Source organism: Streptomyces lasiicapitis, assembly GCF_014646335.1.
Taxonomy (GTDB): domain Bacteria; phylum Actinomycetota; class Actinomycetes; order Streptomycetales; family Streptomycetaceae; genus Streptomyces; species Streptomyces lasiicapitis.
In genome coordinates this window covers 206,447-225,959 of the sequence record NZ_BMNG01000002.1, presented here as the reverse complement: position 1 = coordinate 225,959, position 19,513 = coordinate 206,447, and the positions used below count along the sequence as shown (strand labels likewise).

Below are 19,513 nucleotides of genomic sequence, written 5' to 3'. Positions count from 1 at the left end.
CGCCGTCCGCCGCCACCGTCTAAGGTTCCAGGGGGCGGTTCTGTTCACGGACGGGGGGCTCGGGTGGACGCCGGCACGGTGGGGCTCAGGATCGCGTCGTCGGTGATGGTGCCGCTGGTGAAACGGCTGCTGCTGCCGCCCAAGAGCCTGCCGGGCGCGGAGTTCGGCGAGCGGCCGGTGCGCATCGGGCGGCTCCTGTCGTTCACGGGTGACCGGCGCACGCTCAGCGAGGCCGATCTCTACCAGCTCGCACGGGAGTTGGTGCGTCGCGCGGTGCGCGCCGCGGGCCCGCACGACCCGCCCATCGCCCCCGACGAGCAGAACGCCGTCGGCTACGCCCTCGGCCACACCCTGCGCGCCCTCGGCGACCTCGACATGGACGACGTACAGGCCTACGACCTCGGCCCGGAGAAGCTCGCCGCCGCCCTGGTGCGCGCCAGCGCCCCGGAGACCCGCGCGCTGCTCAGCGACGACGCCGCCCGGCTGCACGACCGGCTGCTCGTCACCGCCTGTCTGCACCTGGTCCACCAGTTCAGCAAGCGCCCCGGCTTCGACGCCCGCACCCAGGTCGAGACGCGGCGCAGCCTGAGCGCGCAGAAGGAACAGCTCCGCCTGATCCTGGAGCGGCTGCCCGCGACCCTCTCCGAGGACACCGACTTCGAGCAGGCGTACGCCGACTACGTGGTCCGCGCGCACAGCACCCTCTCCATCCACGGCGTCGACCTGCACGACGCGCGGAGCCAGGCCTGGCCCCTCGACACCGCCTATCTGAGCCTGGAGGCGGCGCCCGCCCGCGACCCCGCCGAACCGGTGCCCGGCGCGGTCAACGGCGACGCCGACGGCCGCGGCGCCGACCCGGACCCGGAGTCGGAGCGCACGACGGGCCCGGTGGAGGCGGCGCTCGCCGCGCACGACCGCGTGCTGCTCCGCGGGGTCGCGGGCACCGGCAAGACCACGCTGGTGCAGTGGCTCGCCATCACCACCGCGCAGCAGGACCGGGTGCCCGGCCATCTGCCGCAGCTCCTCGGCCGGGTGCCGTTCGTGCTTCCGCTGCGCACGCTGGCCCGCGACGACGGCGAACTGCCGCTGCCTGAGGGCTTTCTGCGGTGGCTCGACTGCCCGCTGTCGGGCAGCGAGCCCAAGGGGTGGGCGGTGCGGGTCCTGCAGGCCGGGCGCGGCATGCTCCTGATCGACGGCGTCGACGAGATCCCGGAGGCCGAGCGGCCGCGCGCCCGCTCCTGGCTCAAGAAGCTCCGCACCACCTTCCCCGGCAATCTGTGGCTGGTCACCACGCGGCCCTCCGCGCTGCCCCGGGACTGGCTCGGCCGCGAGGGCTTCCGCGAGTTCACGCTGACGCCGATGCGGCCCGTCGACGTACGCCGGTTCGTGCAGCGCTGGCACGAGGCGGCGGGCGCGGGCGGCGAGCTGGCGCAGACGCTGCTGCGGTCGCTGCGGTCCTCGGCGGAGCTGAGCCACCTGGCCTCCAACCCGCTGCTGTGCGCGCTGATCTGCGCGCTGCACCGCGAGCGCGCGGGCTTCCTGCCGATCGGCCGGGTCTCGCTGTACGAGGCCGCGCTCTCCATGCTTCTGGAGCGCCGCGACCGTGAGCGCTACCTCTACGGCGAGGGCACGCCGAAGCTGGACCAGAAGTCCGCGACGGAGCCCCTGAAGCGGCTCGCGTACTGGCTGATCCGCAACGAACGCACCCGCCTGAAGCGCAAGGTCGCCGTCGACCTGGTGGAGAAGCTGCGCCCTTCCGTGCCCCAGCTCACCGCCGTCGGCACCGCCGACGACGTCCTGCAACTCCTCCTGGACCGCTCCGGCCTGCTCCAGGAGGTCGCGGGCCGCGAACCGGCCGAGGGCGCCGTGGACTTCATCCACCGCACCTTCCAGGACTTCCTGGGCGCGAAGGCGGCCCTGGAGGACCACGACCACGGGGCGCTGGTCAACAACGCCCACCTCGACCAGTGGGAGGACGTCCTCCAGATGGCCGTGGCGCAGGCGCGGCCCGACGAGCGCGCCGACATCCTCACCCGGCTCACCGGCCGCGCCGACCGCGAGGACGACGACACGGTGCGGGCCCGCCTCAGGCTGCTCGCGCTCGCCTCCCTCGACCAGGCGACGCGCCTGGACCCGGAGGTCCGCCGGACCGTCGAGGAGCGCGCCGCGCAGCTCCTGCCGCCGCGCAGCATGCGCGAGGCCAGGGCGCTCGCGGAGACGGGTGCGCTGCTGCTCGGCCTGCTGCCCGAGGCCGACAGCCTCGACGGCGACGCCGAGGTGACCACGGTGCACGCGATCTGCCGCATCGGCGGGGACGCGGCACTGGCCAGGCTGCGCGAGTTCCTGACCACGCGGCAGCCGGCGGTGCGCGGCCAACTCCTGGCCCACTGGGACCGGTTCGACACCGACGAGTACGCGGAGGAGATCATCAAGCCGCTGCTCGCGGCCGGCGCGGGCGAGGCCGTGACCGTGCGCTCGGCGGCCGAGCTGAAGGCGCTCAGCGCGATGTCGGGGTACGAACGCGTGGTGCTGCAGGGCGACTTCGCGGAGCTGGACATCGTCGGGGCGCTGAACGCGGGCGGCCTGCGCGAGCTGCGGCTTCGCGGCAACATGCGGCTGACGTCGCTCGGCTTCCTGTCGGACTTCCCCGCGCTTGAGGCCCTCACGCTGAACGGCTGCCGCGCCATCAGCGACACCGCGCCCCTGACCCGGCTGCCCCACCTGCGCCGGCTCAGCCTCGCCGACCTGCCCCAACTGGAGCCCCTGGCAAGGCTGTCGGCCTGCCCGCGCCTGGACTCGCTGATCCTGGGCGCGGCGGTGCCCTGGCGCGGGCTTCGCGATCTGCCGCGGCCGGGGGCGCTGCGGGTGCTCTCGCTGCCGCCGGACGCCGTCGAGCTGGCCGACATCACCGCCCTGACGGAGCTGTGCGAGCTGCGGCTGCACCACGCGAGCGACCGGCTGCGCCCCGACGACTGGGACGCGCTGCTCGCCGAGCTGCCCGCGCTGCGCAGCCTGCGCCTCTCGCACGAGCAGCTCAACATCATGCTGTTCCCGCCGGGCGCCCGCATCCCCCAGCTGACCTCCCTGGAGGTGCGGTCACGGCCGGGGGCCGCGGTGTCGCTGCGGCGGATCGCCCGACGCCTTCCGGGACTTGAGGAAGTCCACCTCACCCTCTTCGACAGCGTCGACCTGGTGCATCTGGCGGGCCTCAACGGCCTGCGCCGGGTGCGGCTCGACTATCCGGGCGAGGTGCACCACGCCGACGAGCTGCCGGCACGGGTGGAACTCGCGGTGCGTCCGCGGCACTGAGGCGCTCCGGCGAGCCCCCGATGCGCCGCCCCTGACCCCTGGTGCGCCGCCTCACGCCCCCGGCGGGCCCGCGCGCGGGATGGCGGACACGACGGCGCACGGCTAGCGTCCGCCCCCTCGCGTACCGGCTCGATTCCCGCGCCCCGCCGCATACCGCGGCGTGTCACGGTTCCGCCGTAATATGCCCGATCAGCTCCACCGAAATCCCTGGCCAGGGGATAGTGGGAGGTGTAACTTCTTTCACCCTCAAGGCAGTTGCCGGTGGCATAAAAGCAGCCGCCGGTGGCATGAAGCAGCCGTCGCCACGGAACGGCGGGAGGCCCTCGGCCCGGCTCGGAGGAAGCCGACGACGCGCACGAGCAGCAAGCGGGCCAGCGATGGACGGGAGCGGAATCCGGCGAGATGCACACATCCGAAGCGCCTCGGCTGTACGCACGCGATCCGCTCCTGCAATCCCTCCTCCCACGCCTCACCGGCCTCGCGTACACCGAACGGGCCCGCGTGCCGTGGGAGTACGACAAGGACCTGCCCCTGGTTCTCCTGACCGGCCGCCACGGCATGGGCCGCTCCGCCGTCCTCGGTGCCCTGGAGCGTCACTACACCGGGCGGCTGCCGCTCGCGTTCGTCGACACGGCCGCGTCCGAGCTGGTCGTGGAGCTCCTGGAGGAGCTGGTGCGGCTCCTCGCGCCCGGCCTCGGCCGCCGCTTCCCGCTGCTCCTGCCGGGCCTGATCTCCGTGTTCGGCGGGCACGGCGGCACCCCGGACGAGCGGACCCGCGCCACCGCCCGCATCGCCCGCCTCCTGATCGCCTGCGACCTGGAGTCCGGCACCGAGGTGGACGTCGCCCTGCGGTGGGCGAGCCGGGTGCGGACGCGCCTGGAGGCGGGGGCCGGACCGGACGCGCCGATCAGGACGGGCTCCGGCGGCGGTCCGGGCGCGCACGCCGTCACGCACGCCGTGCTCGCGGAGTACTTCGAGCGGTACACGCGCTCCCGCGGCGCGGCCCCGCTGCGCCAGTGGTACCAGGAGCGGTACGCCGAGTCCGAGGGCGGCGCCGGGGGCACGGCGGCGGGCGCGCACGACGGCCTGGGGCGCCTCGCCGACTGGTTCCACCGCGGCGGCGACTACCGGCACGCGGCCGAACAGACCCTCGTCCACGCCTTCCTGGAGGACATCGCGGCCGCCCGCAGCAAGTGGCAGCGGCTGAATCGCGACCCGCGCCCGCTGGCGCTGCTCGACAACACCCACTCCCCCGCGGGCGCGCGCCTGGTCGACCTGGTCCTGGAGTACCGCGCGCGACCGGGCGAGACGCCCCACGATCCGCTGGTCGTGGTCGCGACCCGGCTCGGCGACGCGCCGTCCGAGGCCGCCGACGCCGTGTACCGCGAGCTGCCGGACCTGGTGGCCTCCACCCGGTGGCGGCGCACGGGACACACCCCGTCGGCGGGCCTGCTCGTCGTCCCGCTCACGCCGCTCAGCCGCGACGACGTCCTGCTGATGCTGGACGCCGCCTCCGCCCCGCTGCACCCGTACCTGGCCTCCGCGCTGCACACCCTGACCGGCGGGCACCCGCTGGCGAGCAGCGTGCTGTGCGAGGCCGTCCTGGAGCACACCCGCGCCACGGCGTCCGGCAAGGAGGACGCGCGCTCCCCGGCCGGACCGCTCGGGCCGCGCAACCTCCTGGAGCTGACCACCCCGGACGGGCGGCCGGTGACCCAGGCGATCCTGGAGCGGCTGCTGCCGTCCCCGCACCAGCGCGCGAGGCTGGTGCCGCTGTCGCTGGCCCGCGACAACACGGCCGCGCAGGCGCTCGCCGCCCATCTGCGCCTGGAGGGCCCCGAGCAGTTGCCCGCGAACGCGGCCGCCGACTATCTGGAGGCCGAGCACTGGCAGCACGACACCCCACAGGACCGTCCGCTGGCCGCCGACCCGCTGCTCCACACGCTGTTGGTGCACGAGGCGCGCCGCACCTCGCAGGGCACCGACTCGCGCCGCGGCTGGCAGGAGATGCACGGCTTCCTGCGCCACCACCACACCACGAGCGGCGACGAGTCGGGCGTGCCCGACGCGCTGCGCCACGCCCTGGCGTCCGGCGACGCGAAGTCGGTGGTGAAGGGGCTGTCCGAGGAGTTCGAGTCGGAGCAGGACCTGCCCAGCGCGCTGCGCTGGCTGGAGTGCCTCAGCTACACGGCCACGGCGCCCGCGCCGCCGGCGGCGGACTGGGACGACGACCGTGCCGCGGTGGCCGCCGGCGCCCACGACGACCGCTACCAGGACATCGACGACATCGACCGCTGCATCAACAGGCTGCTGCACGGCCTGTGGTACTTGTCCGACGCGCTCGCCGAGCCGGAGGCCGACCTGTGCGAAGACATGGGAGCGGAGCTGGCCTACCTCTCGCTGCGGCACCGGGCGTGGCGTGGCGTGCTGAGCCAGGCCGCCCGCACCTGGCCGGCCGCCGCCCGTGACAAGCGCCCCCTCCCGCTGCCCGAACTGTGAGGAAGCATGTTTCTGAGCCGTCGCAACGGGTTCGGTCCCCTCGACAAGGCCATCGCCGCCCTGGTGCCGCTGGTCCTGATCGCCGTGGGCGTCGTCGTCTATCTCGCGACGCGTCCCGACGCGTGCGCGGGCGGCCTGGAGAAGCACGACGGCCAGTGCGTGGGCGTCACGGACGAGGCGTTCGACGCGGACGACGAGATCAAGGGCCTGATCGGGGCCGTCGCAAAGGAGAACGAGCGCGTCGCGGACGCCTGGAGTTCGCCGAAGAAGGGCCGGACGCCGATACCGTACGGCCGGATCGCGCTGATGATGCCGTTCACCTCGGACGAGTCGAGCGCCATGACCGCGGACATGATCCGTCGCGCCCTCGCCGGGGCGCACGCCGCCCAGTTGCGCGCCAACAGCAGTGGCGGGCCGCACTATCAGCTTCTGATGGCGCCCGACGGCAAGGATCTCGACAAGTGGCGGCCGGTGGTCGACGACCTCGAAGACCTCGTGAACGACCGGCAGTCGCCGCTCGTGGGCGTCATGGGCCTGCCGAGCAGCACGCCCGAGACCCGCGACGCCATGCGGGCGCTGAGCAAGCGCCGCATCGCCACCGTCGGCCCGGTCATCACCTCCGCCGACATGAACGCCCCGTATTTCTTCAAGACTTCACCGAACAACGATCTGCTCGCCGACGCGCTCGGTCAGTACCTGAAGCGGAATCCGGGTGAGGAAAAGGGCTTCCTCGTCTTCGACAGCCGGCCCGACGACGTGTACTCGCGCAATCTGCACCGGCTGCTCGAGAAGAAATTCGGCAAGAAGTACGGGCTGCGCCAGCGTTCGGCGTCGTTCCTGGGTTCGACGGGTCCGGCCGCCGGTATCCCGCAGCGATTCCAGTCAGCGGCGCAGAAGATCTGTGTGACCGACTCGGACACGGTGTTCTTCGCGGGCCGCGATCAGGATCTCCCGGCACTGGTGAAACGCCTGTCACAGGAGCCTTCCTGCGATCGCAGCAACCCCGTGCGCATCTTGAAGGTGGGAATCGGTCTGGAACCGACGCTCACCACGCCCGAACTCACCCGGATGCTGCGCGAGACGAAGACCACGCTGGTGGCCTCCGCGTCCGTGGCGCCGGAGTGGGAGAAGAAGAAGAGCGGCAGGCCCGCCGGGTTCGACGGCTTCCTCACCTACTTCGACCGGCTCAAGGACGCGTACGACTTCGGCGACAAGGACCTCGACGACGGCTACGCGATCATGTACCACGACGCGTTCACGCTCCTGGCCAACGCCTTCGACCGCTCGTACTCGGAGGCCAACGAGGGCACCCGGGAGGTCGACGGCACCACGAAGACACCGGAACCGGCGCTCACGCCGACCAAGGACGACGTCTACAACACGCTGATCGACGCGAGCATCGTCGACACCGGTGACGCGACCCGCTGCATCGGCTGTCTGCAGGGCGCGGCCGGCACGTACGGCTTCGAGAAGTCCTCCGACACCAACCAGTGGCCGGTGTGCAAGCCGATACCGGTCATCGAGCACCCCGCCCCGGCGAACCGCAAGGCACAGCCGACGTACCGGTCGTTCGAGAAGGCGTTCAAGCATCCGTGCCCCTGAGGTCCGGCTGCCGTCGTTGCCCATGAGATCCGGCCGCGCCGGGCGTGCGCCGTGGGCACGGGCACATGCCGATAACACGTGCCCGGCACATTTGGCCTGAACACATGGCGCGATAGATGTTTACTCAACTTCCTGGTTGTCTAGACCCGTTGACACCTCAGGAAGCGCTCTCCTACTGTCGCGAACGTCGCTCGGACAACGCAAAACGTCGCCAAAAAGCGCGTGGAGGGGTTCGTGAACAGCACTGAAGGTGCCCGCGATATCAAGATGGCCGCGCCCCGGAACAGTGAAGGCCTCCCGGACGTGAGTCTCGATCAAGCACACTCGCCGCAGAAAGTTCTGGCGCACGGTGATCTCCTGCGGCGATTCGTGGCCGACCAGGAGATCAAACCGGTCCACATGAGGATCGGCATCATGGGCGCCTGCAATATGCGTTGCAATTTCTGCAACTTCCATTCGCCGAACGAGGAGCAGTTCTACGACCTGTTCTCGTTCAAGGACTCCCTCACCACCGACAAGGCGATCACCCTGCTCAAGGAGTTCGCCGAGAACGACGGCCGCGCCGTGACCTTCTGCGGCAGCGGCGAGTGCACCATCCACCCGGGCTACGCCGACATCTGCTACGCCGGGCACGCCGACGGCCTGCACATCGGCCTCATCACCAACGGCTCCCGGCTCGGCCGCCCCAAGGTCGCCGACTGTGTCACCGCCACGCACACCTGGGTGCGCGTCGGCATGAACGCGGGCACCGAGGCCACGTTCAACGACATCACACGCGACCGCGAGCAGACGTTCTCCAAGTTCATCTCGACCATCGGCACACTGCGCGACAACGCTGTCGCACCGGACTTCCGCATCGGCTTCAACTATGTGATCACGATGCAGAACTACCGCGAGATCGTCGAGGCGGCCCGCATCGCCCACGAGTCCGGCGCGCATTATGTCCGCTTCGAGCCGGAGTTCTACAGCGCGATGGGCCACGAGACCATCGAGACCGTCATGGCGGAGATCTCCGGCTCGCTGGTCGAGGCCGCGGCGATGTCCACGGACGAGTTCGAGGTGTCGGTGCCCAAGCTGGACCGCGGCCCGATGGACCAGGTCGAGGAGGTCGAGGGCGACTTCGAGCACTGCCACTACAGCCGTTTCGTGACGGCGGTCGGCGCCGACGGGCACCTCTACCCGTGCCCCCAGGTCCACCTCAACAGCCGCTACCGCATCGGCGACGTGGTCGACCTCGGTTACCCCACGGTCCTGGAAGGCGGCCCCCGCGCCGAGTGGGAAGCCTCCAACCCGAGCCGCACCGACCTGTGCAAGTCGTGCTTCTACCGCCCCCAGAACGAGCTCCTGGAGCTCCTCAAACGCGGCCAGATCCAACTGGACGAGGCCTTGGACGCGTACGCGATAGAGGTCCCGAGCACACTGCACGCAGACTTCGTCTAGCCCGCATCACAGGCACACCCCGCCCGCCCCCGTCCCTATCCATCCCACCCCGGCCCATTCCAGCCCGTCCGGCGTTTGAGGACGAGCCGCGAAGCGGCCATCAGCGGGGTCCAGGGGCGGCAGCCCCTGGTTACGGGAAAGGGGCGGGCCTGGGGCGCGCCCCGCGAGGACACCGACCCGCACCCGCCCACCCACAGGAGCGATCGCACCCGCATGCAGACCACCCATGTGCGCCGCCTGCTCGGAGCCGACCCCAAACTGCGCCTCACCCCCACCCCCTCCGACACCTCCGCGCACACCGCCTGGTCCCGCAGGGTCCGCGCGGTGGTGGCCCGCCTGGCCCGCGCGGAGCGCACCCCGCTCGAGGTCACGGCCGTGGACACGACCGTCACCGCAGGCCTGCGCCGCGAACGCCTGACCCTCAACTCCCCGGTACGAGGCGCCTTCCAGGCCACCCTCCTGGCCCCGCCGGACACCACCACCCCGGCCCCCGCGGTCCTGGTCTTCGGCGGCAAGAACGCCCACCTGGACCAGCTCACCGGCGAGACCCCACCGGACTTCCCCGACCGCAACGTGGCCGAGCACCTCGCACGGGCGGGCTTCGTCACCCTGACCTTCGAGCACGGCATCACCGGCCTGGACGAGGAGCGCCGCGCGGGCCGCGAGCAAGGCGCCCTGCTTGCGCACGCGTTCGCGCTCACCGGCCACTCCCTGCTCGGCGCCCTCGTAGGCGACACCCTCGGCGCCCTGGACGTCCTCGCCACCCACCCTCTCGTCGACCCGGCCCGCGTCGGCCTGTTCGGGCACAGCCTGGGCGCCGCGGTCGCCCTGCACACGGCGCTGCTCGCGCCCCGCCCGCTGCCGGTGTGCGCGGCCAGCCACCTCGGCAGCTACCCGGCGCTGTACGAACGGCTGCTCACGGGGTACGAGGGCGCGGTCCTGCCGGGCATCCTGGAGTACGCCGACCTGGGCGACCTCTACGCCGCGCTCGCCCCGGCCCCGCTGCACCTCCAGTACGGCACCGCCGATTCCTACCTGGAACCGGCCGACGCCCGCGCCGCGGCGGCCACCGTGCGCCGCGGCTACGCGGCGGCGGGCGCCAAGGACCGGCTCGACGTGCACGAACTGCCCATGGGCCACGGCACCCACGTACAGCACACGATCGACTTCTTCACCCGCACGCTGACCGGTCCCGGCACCGCCGCCCCCGCCGACGTGCCCGCCCAGCGCGTCCACTTCGGTGTGGCCGAACGCCGCGCGGTGCTCGACCGGGTCGACACCGCGCTCGCCTCCGGCCACCTCACCCAGGGTCCCGAACTGACCCGCTTCGAGGAGCTTTCGCGCACGTGGACGGGCCGGGAGGGCGTGGCCGTGGCGTCCGGGGCGGCGGCCCTGGAGATCGCCCTGCGCATCGTCGGCGTGGCGGGGCGCACCGTGCTTGTGCCGGTCAACACGTTCTTCGCGACGGCGGCGGCCGCGGTCCGCGCGGGCGGGCGGGTCCGGTTCGTCGACATCGAGCTGGACGGCCTCGGCCTGGACCCGGACGCGCTGCGCACCGCCCTGGACCGCCATCCGGACACGGCGGCCGTGCTTCCCGTGCACATCGGCGGCATCGTCCCGCCCGCCCTTGAAGACGTCCTCGCGCTGTGCGAGCGGCGCGGGGTCGCGGTCGTGGAGGACGCCGCGCACGCGCTCGGGGCGACGCTCAGCGGCCGGTTCGCAGGCGCCTTCGGGCGGTTCGGCGCGTTCTCCTTCTTCCCCACGAAGGTCGCCGTGAGCGGCGAGGGCGGCCTGGTGACGTGCGTGGACGCCGAGGACGCGGAGCAGGTGCGGCGCTGGCGCGACCACGGCAAGAGCGCGCAGGGCTCCACGCTGCACGACCGGCCCGGCGGCAACTGGCGGATGAGCGAACTGCACGCCGCGGTCGGCACGGTCGACCTGGAGCGGTTCGACGACACGCTGGCCGCCCGCCGCGAACTCGCCTTCCACTACGACGAGTTGCTGACCGACGTCCCCGGTGTCCGCGCGCACGCGGTGCCCGCGGCGGCGCACAGCAACTACTACAAGTACCTCGCCTACCTGGACGCCCCGGTCGACCGCGCGCTCCTGAAGAAGCGACTGCGCGAACGGCACGGCGTGTCGCTGGCGGGCGAGGTGTACGACCATCTGCTGTGCGACCAGCCGTACTTCACGGCCGCGGGCGACTCGAGTGCGGATGCGAGCGACTCAGGCGGTGCCGGGAGCGGCTCGGGTGGCTCGGCTGCGGCCGACGGCCCCTTCGAGCAGGCTCGCTGGTTCGCGCGGCACCACATCGCCCTGCCCCTGTACCCGACGCTCACCCGGCCCGAGCAGATCCGGGTGGTCGAGGCGCTGCGCGGCGAGCTGTCGTGACGTCGCCGTACGAAGAGACGCCGCCGCACGAAGAGACGCCGCCGCACGGAGAGTCGGCCCCGCACGCAGAGTCGGCCGCGCACGAAGCGACGCCCCCGTGCGAGGACCGGGCTCCGGTCATCTCCGCGTTCCGCGCGGGCGGCTGGCAGCCCTCCCTCGACACGGCCCCGCTCCCCGGCCCGTCCGGCACCCGCCTCGCCCTCGTCCCGCACATCGTCGCCCACGCCGACCGCCGCCGGTGGGAGGCCGTGCGCACCGACCTGCCCCCGCTCCCCGGACGACGCCAACTCCTCCTGGACGCCGTGGAGTTGTTCCGGCACGGCACGGTCACCGTCGGCGGTCTCGGTCCGCAGAGTGCGAACGCCTTCCGGGCCGCCCTCTGGGAGAGCGCCGGGCTGCCGGGACCGCTGGTCGAACGCTGGGGCGCGATGCTGTACGAGGGGGCGTCACGCCGTGAAGTCCGCGCCCCCGACGACGCGTTGGCCCTGGTGGCGCTGCCCGGCAACACCTTCACCTGCCTGGACTCCGTCCTGGAGCAGGCCGAGCGGTCCGCGGGCGTCTGGGTGCGCCCGAGCCGCCGCGAGCCGCTGTCCGCCGCCCGCCTGGTCGCGGCGCTCCTCGCCGCGGGCTGGCCACCGGACCGCCTCGGCCTGTACCCCACCGAACAGCGCGCCCTGCACGGCCTGTTGACCCTCACCGACCGGCACGTCGTGTACGGCGGCGCGGGCCTCGCCGCGTCGGTGCGCGCCTCCGCGGCCCTCACCCTGCACGGCCCCGGCCGCGGCTGCGCCCTCGTGCCGCCCGCCCCGGGCACCGACCCCGTCGACGGCACCGTGGCCTGGCTCCTGCCCCTGGTCGCCGCCGACTCGGGCCGGTTCTGCAGCAACGTACGCACCGTCGTCTGCGTGGACCACGACCCGGAACCCCTGGCGAAGGCCCTCGCCGCGGCCCTCGACGCCCTGCACCCGGGCCCCGCCCCCGATCCGGCCGACCCCCGCTGGCCGCTGACCGCCTTCCGCGAGCCCGCGGAGGCCGACCGCGCCGCCGCCTCCGTACGCGACCGGCTGCGCCCCGGCGACCGCCTCCTCACCCGCGAACCGACGGTCGCCGAAGCCCCACCGGACACCGAAGGCACCGCCGGAGACATCTTCGTACGTCCTCAACTAGCCCTTCTGAAGGGCCACTTCACCCCCACAGCGACTCACCCCCTGATAGGCCACGAAGTCCCCTTCCCCTTCGCCGCCGTCCTCGGCGCCACCGCCGAGGGCGCGCGCGCCCTCGCCGACGAAGCCCTGTTCGTGTACCGACCGCCGGCGGCACCAGGAGAAGAACCATGACCACCTCGTCCCGTGCGGAGCACGCACCGAAGGTCACCTTCGACACCCTCCACGACGTGCTGCGCGAGCGCGTCCCCGAGCTCGCCGTGGACCTGGACGCGTGGACGCGCCGCATGATGCGCTGGCACTTCGAGCCGGAGACGGGCTCCCCGTTCTGGGTCGGGCGGCGGGAGTGGCTCGGCTTCGACCCGCTCACGGACGTCGACGGCTTCGCGGCCCTGGAGCTGTTCGGGCTCTTCGACAAGGGCGAGCTGCGCGCCGCGAGCGCCCTGGACCTGCGCCCGCGCGGCTACCGCGACCGCCCGTTCCGGGTGTTCGAGACGGGCGGCACCACGGGCGCGCCCTGTCGGATCGTGAACGTCACGCGCCTCGCGTACGACGTGGAGATCTACCGGACCGTCCTTGAGGCGCGCGGCGTCGCGGGCGGCGACGTCCTCGCGATGACGCCGAGCGGGCCGCACGCGTACGGGCACTTCGTGGAGGGTCTCGCCGACAGCTGGCACGGCGCGGTGTTCGCCATCGACTTCGACCCGCGCTGGGTGAAGGCGTCGCTGCGCGCGGGCGGCGAGGCCGACGCGTACACCTCGCACCTGGTGGAGCAGACCCTGACCCTGCTGGCCGCCGAGCGTCCCGCGCTGCTCTTCACCACCTCCCGGCTGCTCCTCGAACTCGCCATGCGGCTGCCGCGCCCCCTCCATACGTACGGCATCCGCGCGGTGTGCACCGGCGGCACCACCTGCTCCGCCGCCGAGGCCGCCTTCCTGCGCCAGGAGCACCTCGACGGGGTGCAGTGGATCGACACGTACGGCAACACGCTGGCCGGGCACGCGCTGCAGGCCGACGCGGTGCCGGGCGCGCCCGTGCCGCCCGGCGGCACCGGGCACTCGTACCACCTGCCGCCGCCCTTCGCGGTCCTCCAGGTCGTCGACGCCGACGACCCGTGGCGCGAGGTGGCCGTGGGCGAGCGCGGTCGCGTACGCGTCACCACGCTCCTGGAAGACCTGTTCCTGCCCAACCTCCTCGAACGGGACAGCGCGATCAGGACAGGACCGCACCCCTGGTTCCCCTGGGAGGGCGTGGCGGCGGTCCGGACCTTCCACGACGGTCTGGCCGGTCCCGGCGAGGCCGTCGAAGGCGTCTATTGACCACCCGCAGACATCACCTCAGACGTCACCGCTGACGTAAGGACGTAAGGAATCCTCGTGAAGCTCTCGTCGAACGGCATACCCATACCCTTTTCCCCCGAGCTCTTCGGCCCGCTGCGCGCCACCGGCACGGATCCGCTGCCGGACCCGGTCGCCCTGCGGGAGCGGCTGCGCGCGGACGGATATCTGTTCCTGCCGGGGTTCCTCGACCGCGAGGAGGTGCTTCGGCTGCGCGGCCGGTACTTCTCACGGCTGCCGCCCGGCTTTCTCGCGCCCGGCACGAGCGCGCGCGACGGCGTGTTCTCCGGCCGGGTGCCGGAGGGGCTTCCCGAGCACGGTGTCGCGGGGCATCCCGCCCACGACTTCGTCCGCTCGGAGAGCTTCGACCGCTTCCTCGACGACCCGCGCCTTCGCAAGCTGGCGACGGACCTGCTCGACGGCGACGCCCGGATGCTGCCGCGCCGCATACTGCGCCACTTCCACCGCGGCGTCCGGCGCGCCTCGCGCGCCCACGTCGACTTCGACTACATGGACGAGGGCTCGCCCGACGTCGTCACGACGTGGATCCCCGTCGGCGACTGCCCGCCGCAGTCGGGCGCCCTGGTCTACCTGGAGGGCTCGCACCGGCTGCCGTCCGAGGCGTACGAGTCGCTGCGGGACACCACGGACCGCCCCGGCGACCGCCGCCAGATCTGCCACGACCTGGAGTTCACCGCGCGCAGCCTGGGCCGCCGCTGGCTGTGGACGGACTTCGCCGCGGGCGACGTCATGGTCCATGTGCCGCGCATCATCCACGCCTCCCTGGACGCGACGACCGACGCGATGCGGCTCTCCGTCGACACGCGATTCATCCGTCAGTCGGATACGCCGGATCCGCGGTGGCTGCGGGCCTGGTCGGCGGACGACGGGGCTTGAGGGGTTGCTTCGGGGGTTGTACGGGGCGGGGGTTCCGCATCTGTACGGAGTGGGGGCGCCGCCTCGGCCGACAGGGGCAGGCGGACCGGAGCGCCGCCCGACGCGTCCGAGCGTTCCGCCGCCGCCAGGACCTCGTCGACCAGGTGCGCCTCGGGTGCGGGGCACACCGGGGGCCGGCCGGAGGCGACCGCTGCGACGAAGTCGGCGATGAGAGGCTGGTGGGGGTTCAGGGCGGGCGGCAGGCTCAACTCCCGGTCCCCCGCCGGGCCGTGAAGGCGCAGCAGGCCCGAGTCCAGCGGGTCGAGCGTGAGGGTCCGCCCGCCCCCGCTCACCGCGAAGCGGTCCACGGCGGGCGCCCCGCTCCACTCCGCGTGCACCCGCGCCCGCAGCCCCGAGGCCCACCGCAGCTCCACCTCGGCCAGCCGTTCGGCGCCCTCCGGGAAGCGCCGGCCGAGGCGGGCCCGTACCTCGTCGGCGCGCCCGAAAAGGAGGTGGAGCAGGTCGATCCTGTGGCTTCCGGCGTCGGCGAGCACCCCGCCGCCGGACAGGGCGGGGTCCGTGCGCCAGCGCATCGGATGCTCGGGGCCCGGGTCGAAGGCGCACCGGAACCGCACCTCGACGCGGTCCGGCACCCACCCGAGCAGCAGTTCCTCGCGGAGCCGGCGCACGGCGGGGGCGAGCCTGCGGTAGTACGCGACGCCCGCGCACAGGCCGCCGCTCCCCTGGCCCAACCGCGCTCCTGTGCCCAGCCCGCCCGCGAGCGGCTTCTCCACGAGCACGGGCAGACCCGCCCCCAACGCCCCCTCGGCCAGGGGGACATGACGTACGACGGGAGTGGCGACGTACACCGCGTCCACGCCCCGCACCAACGCGGCCTCGTCGCTGTCGCCGTGCGGAACGCCGTGGCGGGCGGCGATCTCCGCGGCCCGGAGCGGGTCGCGGCCCCAGAGGCGGACCGGCTCCTCGCCGAGCGCGCGCAGCGCGGGCAGGACCCGCCGCTGCACGACGTCGCCGTACCCTGCGATGGCCCACCTCACCGGGCGCGCCCGGCACTTACGTCACACCCGCCTCGCACCCCGCACCCGCCTCTCACGGCACGATCGCCACCTTCAGGGTCTCGGGCGGCGGGCCGTCGTAGGGGGCGCGCTCGGCGTCCGGGTAGAGGGACCTGCTGGCGGACAACTGCTCCATGGCCTTGGGGAGTTCGTCGAGGGCGTAGGTGTGGGTGTGCAGGTCGGACAGGCGGAGCGTGTCGGCGCCGTGGCGCAGGAGGCGTTCGGCGACGGCGAGGGCCTCGGCGCGGGCGGTGTCCACGGGTTCGGCGGAGCTGTGCACCCGCAGCCCCTTGCGCTCCCAGGTGACCAGGTCGACGGTCACGTGCGTGTCCACGTGGTGCGTGCCGAGCATGACGACCAGGCCGTTCTGGCGGACGAGGCCGACGCTGGCGTTGAGGGTGGTGGGGGTGCCGACGGCGTCGATGGCGACGTCGTACTCCTCACCCGCCCCTCTGAACTCCTCGCCGATAGTGGCCAGTTGGGAGGCGCTGCCGTCGGTCCTGCGGGTCGCGTCGGCGCCCGCGCGTCGCGACCGTTCGAGCCGCCACTCGTCCAGGTCGACCACGGTGACGTGTGCCGCCCCGCGCCGCACCGCCATGCGCAGCGCCATCTGTCCGACCGGCCCCTGCCCGACGATCACGACCCGGTCGCCGAGCCCGACCCCGCGCGTGGCGTGCACCGCGAGCGGCAGGAGCTGGAGGAGGGAACCCTGCTCGAAGGGGATGGCGTCGGGCAGCACGCCGACGGCTATCTCCCGCGCGAGGGCGTACTCGGCGTACCCCGTCGTCAGCGGCGTGCGCACGAACACGCGCTGCCCGGCGGCGACCCGGGTGACGCCGGGGCCCGTCGCCTCGACCACGCCGGCGATCTCATGGCCGTAACAGCCGGTCGCGCAGTGCTCTCTGAGGCCGTAGTAGTGGAAGTACGCGAGGTCGCTGCGGTTGCATACGCTGCACGACCGCACCCGCACCAGGACCTGGCCGGGCCCCGGCTCGGGCACCGGGGCGTCGGTGACCAGCCTGATGTCGCGCCTGCCGACGAGTTCGTACCGCCGCATGGTGTGCCTCCTTCGCCCGGGGCCCGGCAGGGCCGTGCCGCCTCGGGGCACGCCGGGTTCCGCGCGGCCCCGCTCCCCGGAATTCCACCTCGCGGCCCGGCGTCGTACAAGGTGGCCTTCGGGGTGGATGCGCCTCGGCCGGCCGGATCGCCGGGGTGCGCGGGGCCACGCCCGACAGCGGCCGCTTGGACTGTCGTACGCAGTTGTTGGACTGCCGTACGCCCGGAACCCGCCCGCCCGCGGGTGCGCACGGTGCGCCACTCCCGCCCCACCTGCCGCAACGCCGTCAACTCGCCGCTCCCATCTGCTGGTTCACCCTCCGTTTCCTGCCAGTTCGCCCTCCTTGACAGGCTCATTTGGTCTGAGCCAACATCCGATTGGCCTGTACCAAGCCGCCCGGCGTCCCGACCACCGCCGTTCGCCGCGGGTCTCGGCGGTTCCCGGCAGTCCTCGGCAGTGCTCGGCAGTTCTCGTCCCATGGCCGGGCCGCCGTCCGGTCACCCATCCGTCCCACCGGAGGTCCCGGCATGGTCTCGAGCAGTCACCCGAACCTGGAGCGGCTCGCCAACTCCGTTCTCCAGCCGGGATTCGTCGGCACCACCGAGGCGCCCGACTGGCTGCGCCGCAGGATCGCCGACGGGCTCGGCGCCGTCGTGCTCTTCGGCCGGAACATCGTCGACCGGGAGCAGGTCGCCGCCCTCACCGCCTCGCTGCGCGCCGAGAACCCCGACCTGATCGTCGCGATCGACGAGGAGGCGGGCGACGTCACGCGCATGGAGGCGTGGACCGGCGCCTCACGCCCTGGCAACCTCGCGCTGGGCGCCGTGGACGACGTCGACCTCACCGAGAGCGTCGCCCGCGACATCGGACGGGAACTCCACGCCGCCGGTGTCTCGTTGAACTACGCACCGAGCGCCGACGTGAACTCCAACCCGCTCAACCCCGTCATCGGCGTACGTTCCTTCGGCGCGCGCTCCGACGTCGTCTCCCGGCACACCGCCGCCTGGATCCGCGGCCTCCAGGCGGCCGGCGTCGCGGCCTGCGCCAAGCACTTCCCGGGCCACGGCGACACGTCCGTGGACCCGCACTTCGGGCTGCCCCAGGTCACGGGCAGCGCCGCGGAGATCGCGCGCACGGCCCTGCCGCCGTTCATCGCCGCCACGGAGGCGGGCGTGCGCGCCATCATGACGGCGCACTTGCTCGTGCCCGCGTACGACCCGGTCCTGCCCGCGACACTCAGCCCCCGCATCCTGAACGATCTGCTCCGCGGCGAACTGGGCTTCAAGGGCATGGTGGTCACGGACGGCATCGAGATGAGCGCCGTCACCGACCGGTACGGCATCGACGGGGCGACGGTGCGGGCCGTGGCGGGCGGCGTGGACGCGGTGTGCGTGGGCGGGGACAGCGCCGAGCAGTCCACCGTCGAACTGCTCGCGGGAGCGCTCGTCAAGGCGGTCCTCGACGGACGGCTGCCCGAGGAGCGGCTCACCGAGGCGAGCGGGCGGGTGCGGGAGTTCGCCGCGTGGTCGGGGCGGCGCTCACGGATGGCGGCGCGGGAGGAGGGCGGCGCGGGCTTCGGGGTCGGCGTCCGCGTCGGCGTGCTTGAGCGCTCCGACATCGGCCTGGTCGCGGCGCGGCGCGCGGTGCGGGTACATCGGCGAAGCGACCCGGCGTCGGAATCCGTACTTCCGCTTACCGTGGCACCGCATGTGGTCGAGCTCTCACCGGTGATGAACCCCGCCGTCGACGGCGGCACCCCCTGGGGCGTCGCCGAGCCGCTGCGCGATCTGCGCCCCGACACCACGTCCGTGCGCCTCACCAAGGCCGAACTCGACGGCCACGACGGCACGGACGAGGTCCTCGACCGCGCGGCCCTGGCCCCGGCGGACGGCAGGGCCCTGGTGGTGGTCGTCCGCGACGCCGCACGGCACCGCTGGATGTCCGACACCCTTGCCCGCCTGCTGCGCACCCGCCCCGACGCGCTCGTCGTGGAGATGGGCGTGCCGACGGGGGCCACCTTCGGCGCCGTACACATGATCACGCATGGCGCGACCAGGGTTTCCGGCATCGCGGTGGCCGAGATGCTCACCGGCGGCATCTGACGGCACGGCTGTCGCGACAAGATCTCAGCAATTTCTCCCACCTCGCAGATACACACACGGGACAGCTCGGAAACATTCCGACGGATCGCCGCGAACAAGGCATCTGCAAGGCCTGCACAAAAAGATGTCCCGCCAACCGGACATACCCACCGGCATGCTTTATTGGGGTCAAGCAATGCGGGCAACAATCAGGCGCGTCAGGAACTCATTAAGAATGCGTTAGGAATGATGTTGACGCAAGCCGCGCCGGGGCCCGCGACGATCAAGCGACGCCGGACCCGGCATTAGCGGGGACACCCGCCGCTCCCCCGATCTCACCGGCCATTCAGCCGCTTCCCCAACTCCTGCGCGCAAGCGGGCAACTCCCCCGCCCGCCCCTGCGTCTTCCTCGTGGACCTACGGCCAACTGGCCCTCCTGGACCCCTTCTTACAGCCGCACCGCAGGCGTTCCCGGCCCGTTCCGGCCCTCTGGAAAAAGATCCGTGCGCTGCTATGTTCTGGGCCCAAGTCGACGGCTCCCAGATACCTCCCAGGGGAGTTGTCGATGTTCCTCAAGGGGAGTTGACGACGGACCGGACGTCGTGCGTCGATACTCCCGGTCGTGAGCTGGCAGCCGCCGCGGTTGTTTTCAGTCGCAGGCTGGTCTGCACCCCCGTGCCAA

Annotated in this window: 11 protein-coding genes; 9 read left to right on the top strand and 2 right to left on the bottom strand. The window is 72.8% G+C overall.

Annotation, left to right across the window (positions count from 1 at the left end):
• Window positions 1–63 precede the first annotated feature (63 nt).
• The 8 genes from IEY91_RS04440 to IEY91_RS04405 all read left to right on the top strand — a co-directional run bounded on the left by IEY91_RS04440 (window position 64) and on the right by IEY91_RS04405 (window position 14,638).
• Window positions 64–3,309 (top strand): NACHT domain-containing protein, encoded by a 3,246-nt coding sequence (locus tag IEY91_RS04440; protein WP_189172926.1) that lies wholly within the window; start codon window positions 64–66, stop codon window positions 3,307–3,309.
• Window positions 3,310–3,711: 402 nt separating this feature from the next.
• Window positions 3,712–5,808 carry an ATP-binding protein gene (locus tag IEY91_RS04435; protein WP_164318505.1) on the top strand — a complete coding sequence of 699 codons (2,097 nt, stop codon included), beginning with the start codon at window positions 3,712–3,714 and terminating at the stop codon, window positions 5,806–5,808.
• 6 nt (window positions 5,809–5,814) lie between these two features.
• Entirely contained in the window at window positions 5,815–7,410 is a 1,596-nt protein-coding gene (locus IEY91_RS04430; RefSeq protein WP_189172925.1) for an ABC transporter substrate-binding protein, read from the top strand.
• A gap of 414 nt (window positions 7,411–7,824) precedes the next feature.
• A complete protein-coding gene (locus IEY91_RS04425; protein WP_229696700.1) occupies window positions 7,825–8,850 on the top strand; it encodes a radical SAM protein in 1,026 nt (341 codons plus the stop codon).
• A 213-nt stretch (window positions 8,851–9,063) separates the two neighbouring features.
• On the top strand, window positions 9,064–11,241 hold the full coding sequence (locus IEY91_RS04420; RefSeq protein WP_189172924.1) for an aminotransferase class I/II-fold pyridoxal phosphate-dependent enzyme: 2,178 nt from the start codon (window positions 9,064–9,066) through the stop codon (window positions 11,239–11,241).
• Window positions 11,238–12,578: a hypothetical protein gene (locus IEY91_RS04415; protein ID WP_189172923.1), complete on the top strand. Its 1,341-nt coding sequence runs from the start codon at window positions 11,238–11,240 to the stop codon at window positions 12,576–12,578. The genes IEY91_RS04420 and IEY91_RS04415 overlap by 4 nt, the downstream gene beginning before the upstream one ends.
• A complete protein-coding gene (locus tag IEY91_RS04410; RefSeq protein ID WP_189172922.1) occupies window positions 12,575–13,723 on the top strand; it encodes an acyl-CoA synthetase family protein in 1,149 nt (382 codons plus the stop codon). Before IEY91_RS04415 ends, IEY91_RS04410 begins: the two co-directional genes overlap by 4 nt.
• 57 nt (window positions 13,724–13,780) lie before the next feature.
• Window positions 13,781–14,638 carry a phytanoyl-CoA dioxygenase family protein gene (locus IEY91_RS04405; RefSeq protein ID WP_189172921.1) on the top strand — a complete coding sequence of 286 codons (858 nt, stop codon included), beginning with the start codon at window positions 13,781–13,783 and terminating at the stop codon, window positions 14,636–14,638.
• On the opposite strand, the gene IEY91_RS04400 is transcribed toward IEY91_RS04405, so the two are convergent.
• Window positions 14,578–15,675: a Gfo/Idh/MocA family protein gene (locus tag IEY91_RS04400; RefSeq protein ID WP_268240851.1), complete on the bottom strand. Its 1,098-nt coding sequence runs from the start codon at window positions 15,673–15,675 to the stop codon at window positions 14,578–14,580. The two genes, IEY91_RS04405 and IEY91_RS04400, sit on opposite strands and share 61 nt — an antisense overlap.
• A 52-nt stretch (window positions 15,676–15,727) precedes the next feature.
• On the bottom strand, window positions 15,728–16,750 hold the full coding sequence (locus tag IEY91_RS04395; RefSeq protein ID WP_189172919.1) for a zinc-dependent alcohol dehydrogenase: 1,023 nt from the start codon (window positions 16,748–16,750) through the stop codon (window positions 15,728–15,730).
• 527 nt (window positions 16,751–17,277) lie between these two features.
• Here IEY91_RS04395 and IEY91_RS04390 point away from each other — a divergent pair.
• Complete coding sequence (locus IEY91_RS04390; RefSeq protein ID WP_189172918.1) at window positions 17,278–18,852, top strand: glycoside hydrolase family 3 protein; 1,575 nt, start codon at window positions 17,278–17,280, stop codon at window positions 18,850–18,852.
• Window positions 18,853–19,513: the final 661 nt, after the last annotated feature.

What these genes read in the sequence shown, in the direction of transcription:
- IEY91_RS04435 (WP_164318505.1), top strand. Translation starts at nt 3,712, where the DNA reads ATGCACACATCCGAAGCGCCTCGGCTGTACGCACGCGATCCGCTCCTG.
- IEY91_RS04410 (WP_189172922.1), top strand. Translation starts at nt 12,575, where the DNA reads ATGACCACCTCGTCCCGTGCGGAGCACGCACCGAAGGTCACCTTCGAC.
- IEY91_RS04425 (WP_229696700.1), top strand. Translation starts at nt 7,825, where the DNA reads ATGGGCGCCTGCAATATGCGTTGCAATTTCTGCAACTTCCATTCGCCG.
- IEY91_RS04395 (WP_189172919.1), bottom strand. Translation starts at nt 16,750, where the DNA reads ATGCGGCGGTACGAACTCGTCGGCAGGCGCGACATCAGGCTGGTCACC.
- IEY91_RS04430 (WP_189172925.1), top strand. Translation starts at nt 5,815, where the DNA reads ATGTTTCTGAGCCGTCGCAACGGGTTCGGTCCCCTCGACAAGGCCATC.
- IEY91_RS04420 (WP_189172924.1), top strand. Translation starts at nt 9,064, where the DNA reads ATGCAGACCACCCATGTGCGCCGCCTGCTCGGAGCCGACCCCAAACTG.
- IEY91_RS04390 (WP_189172918.1), top strand. Translation starts at nt 17,278, where the DNA reads ATGGTCTCGAGCAGTCACCCGAACCTGGAGCGGCTCGCCAACTCCGTT.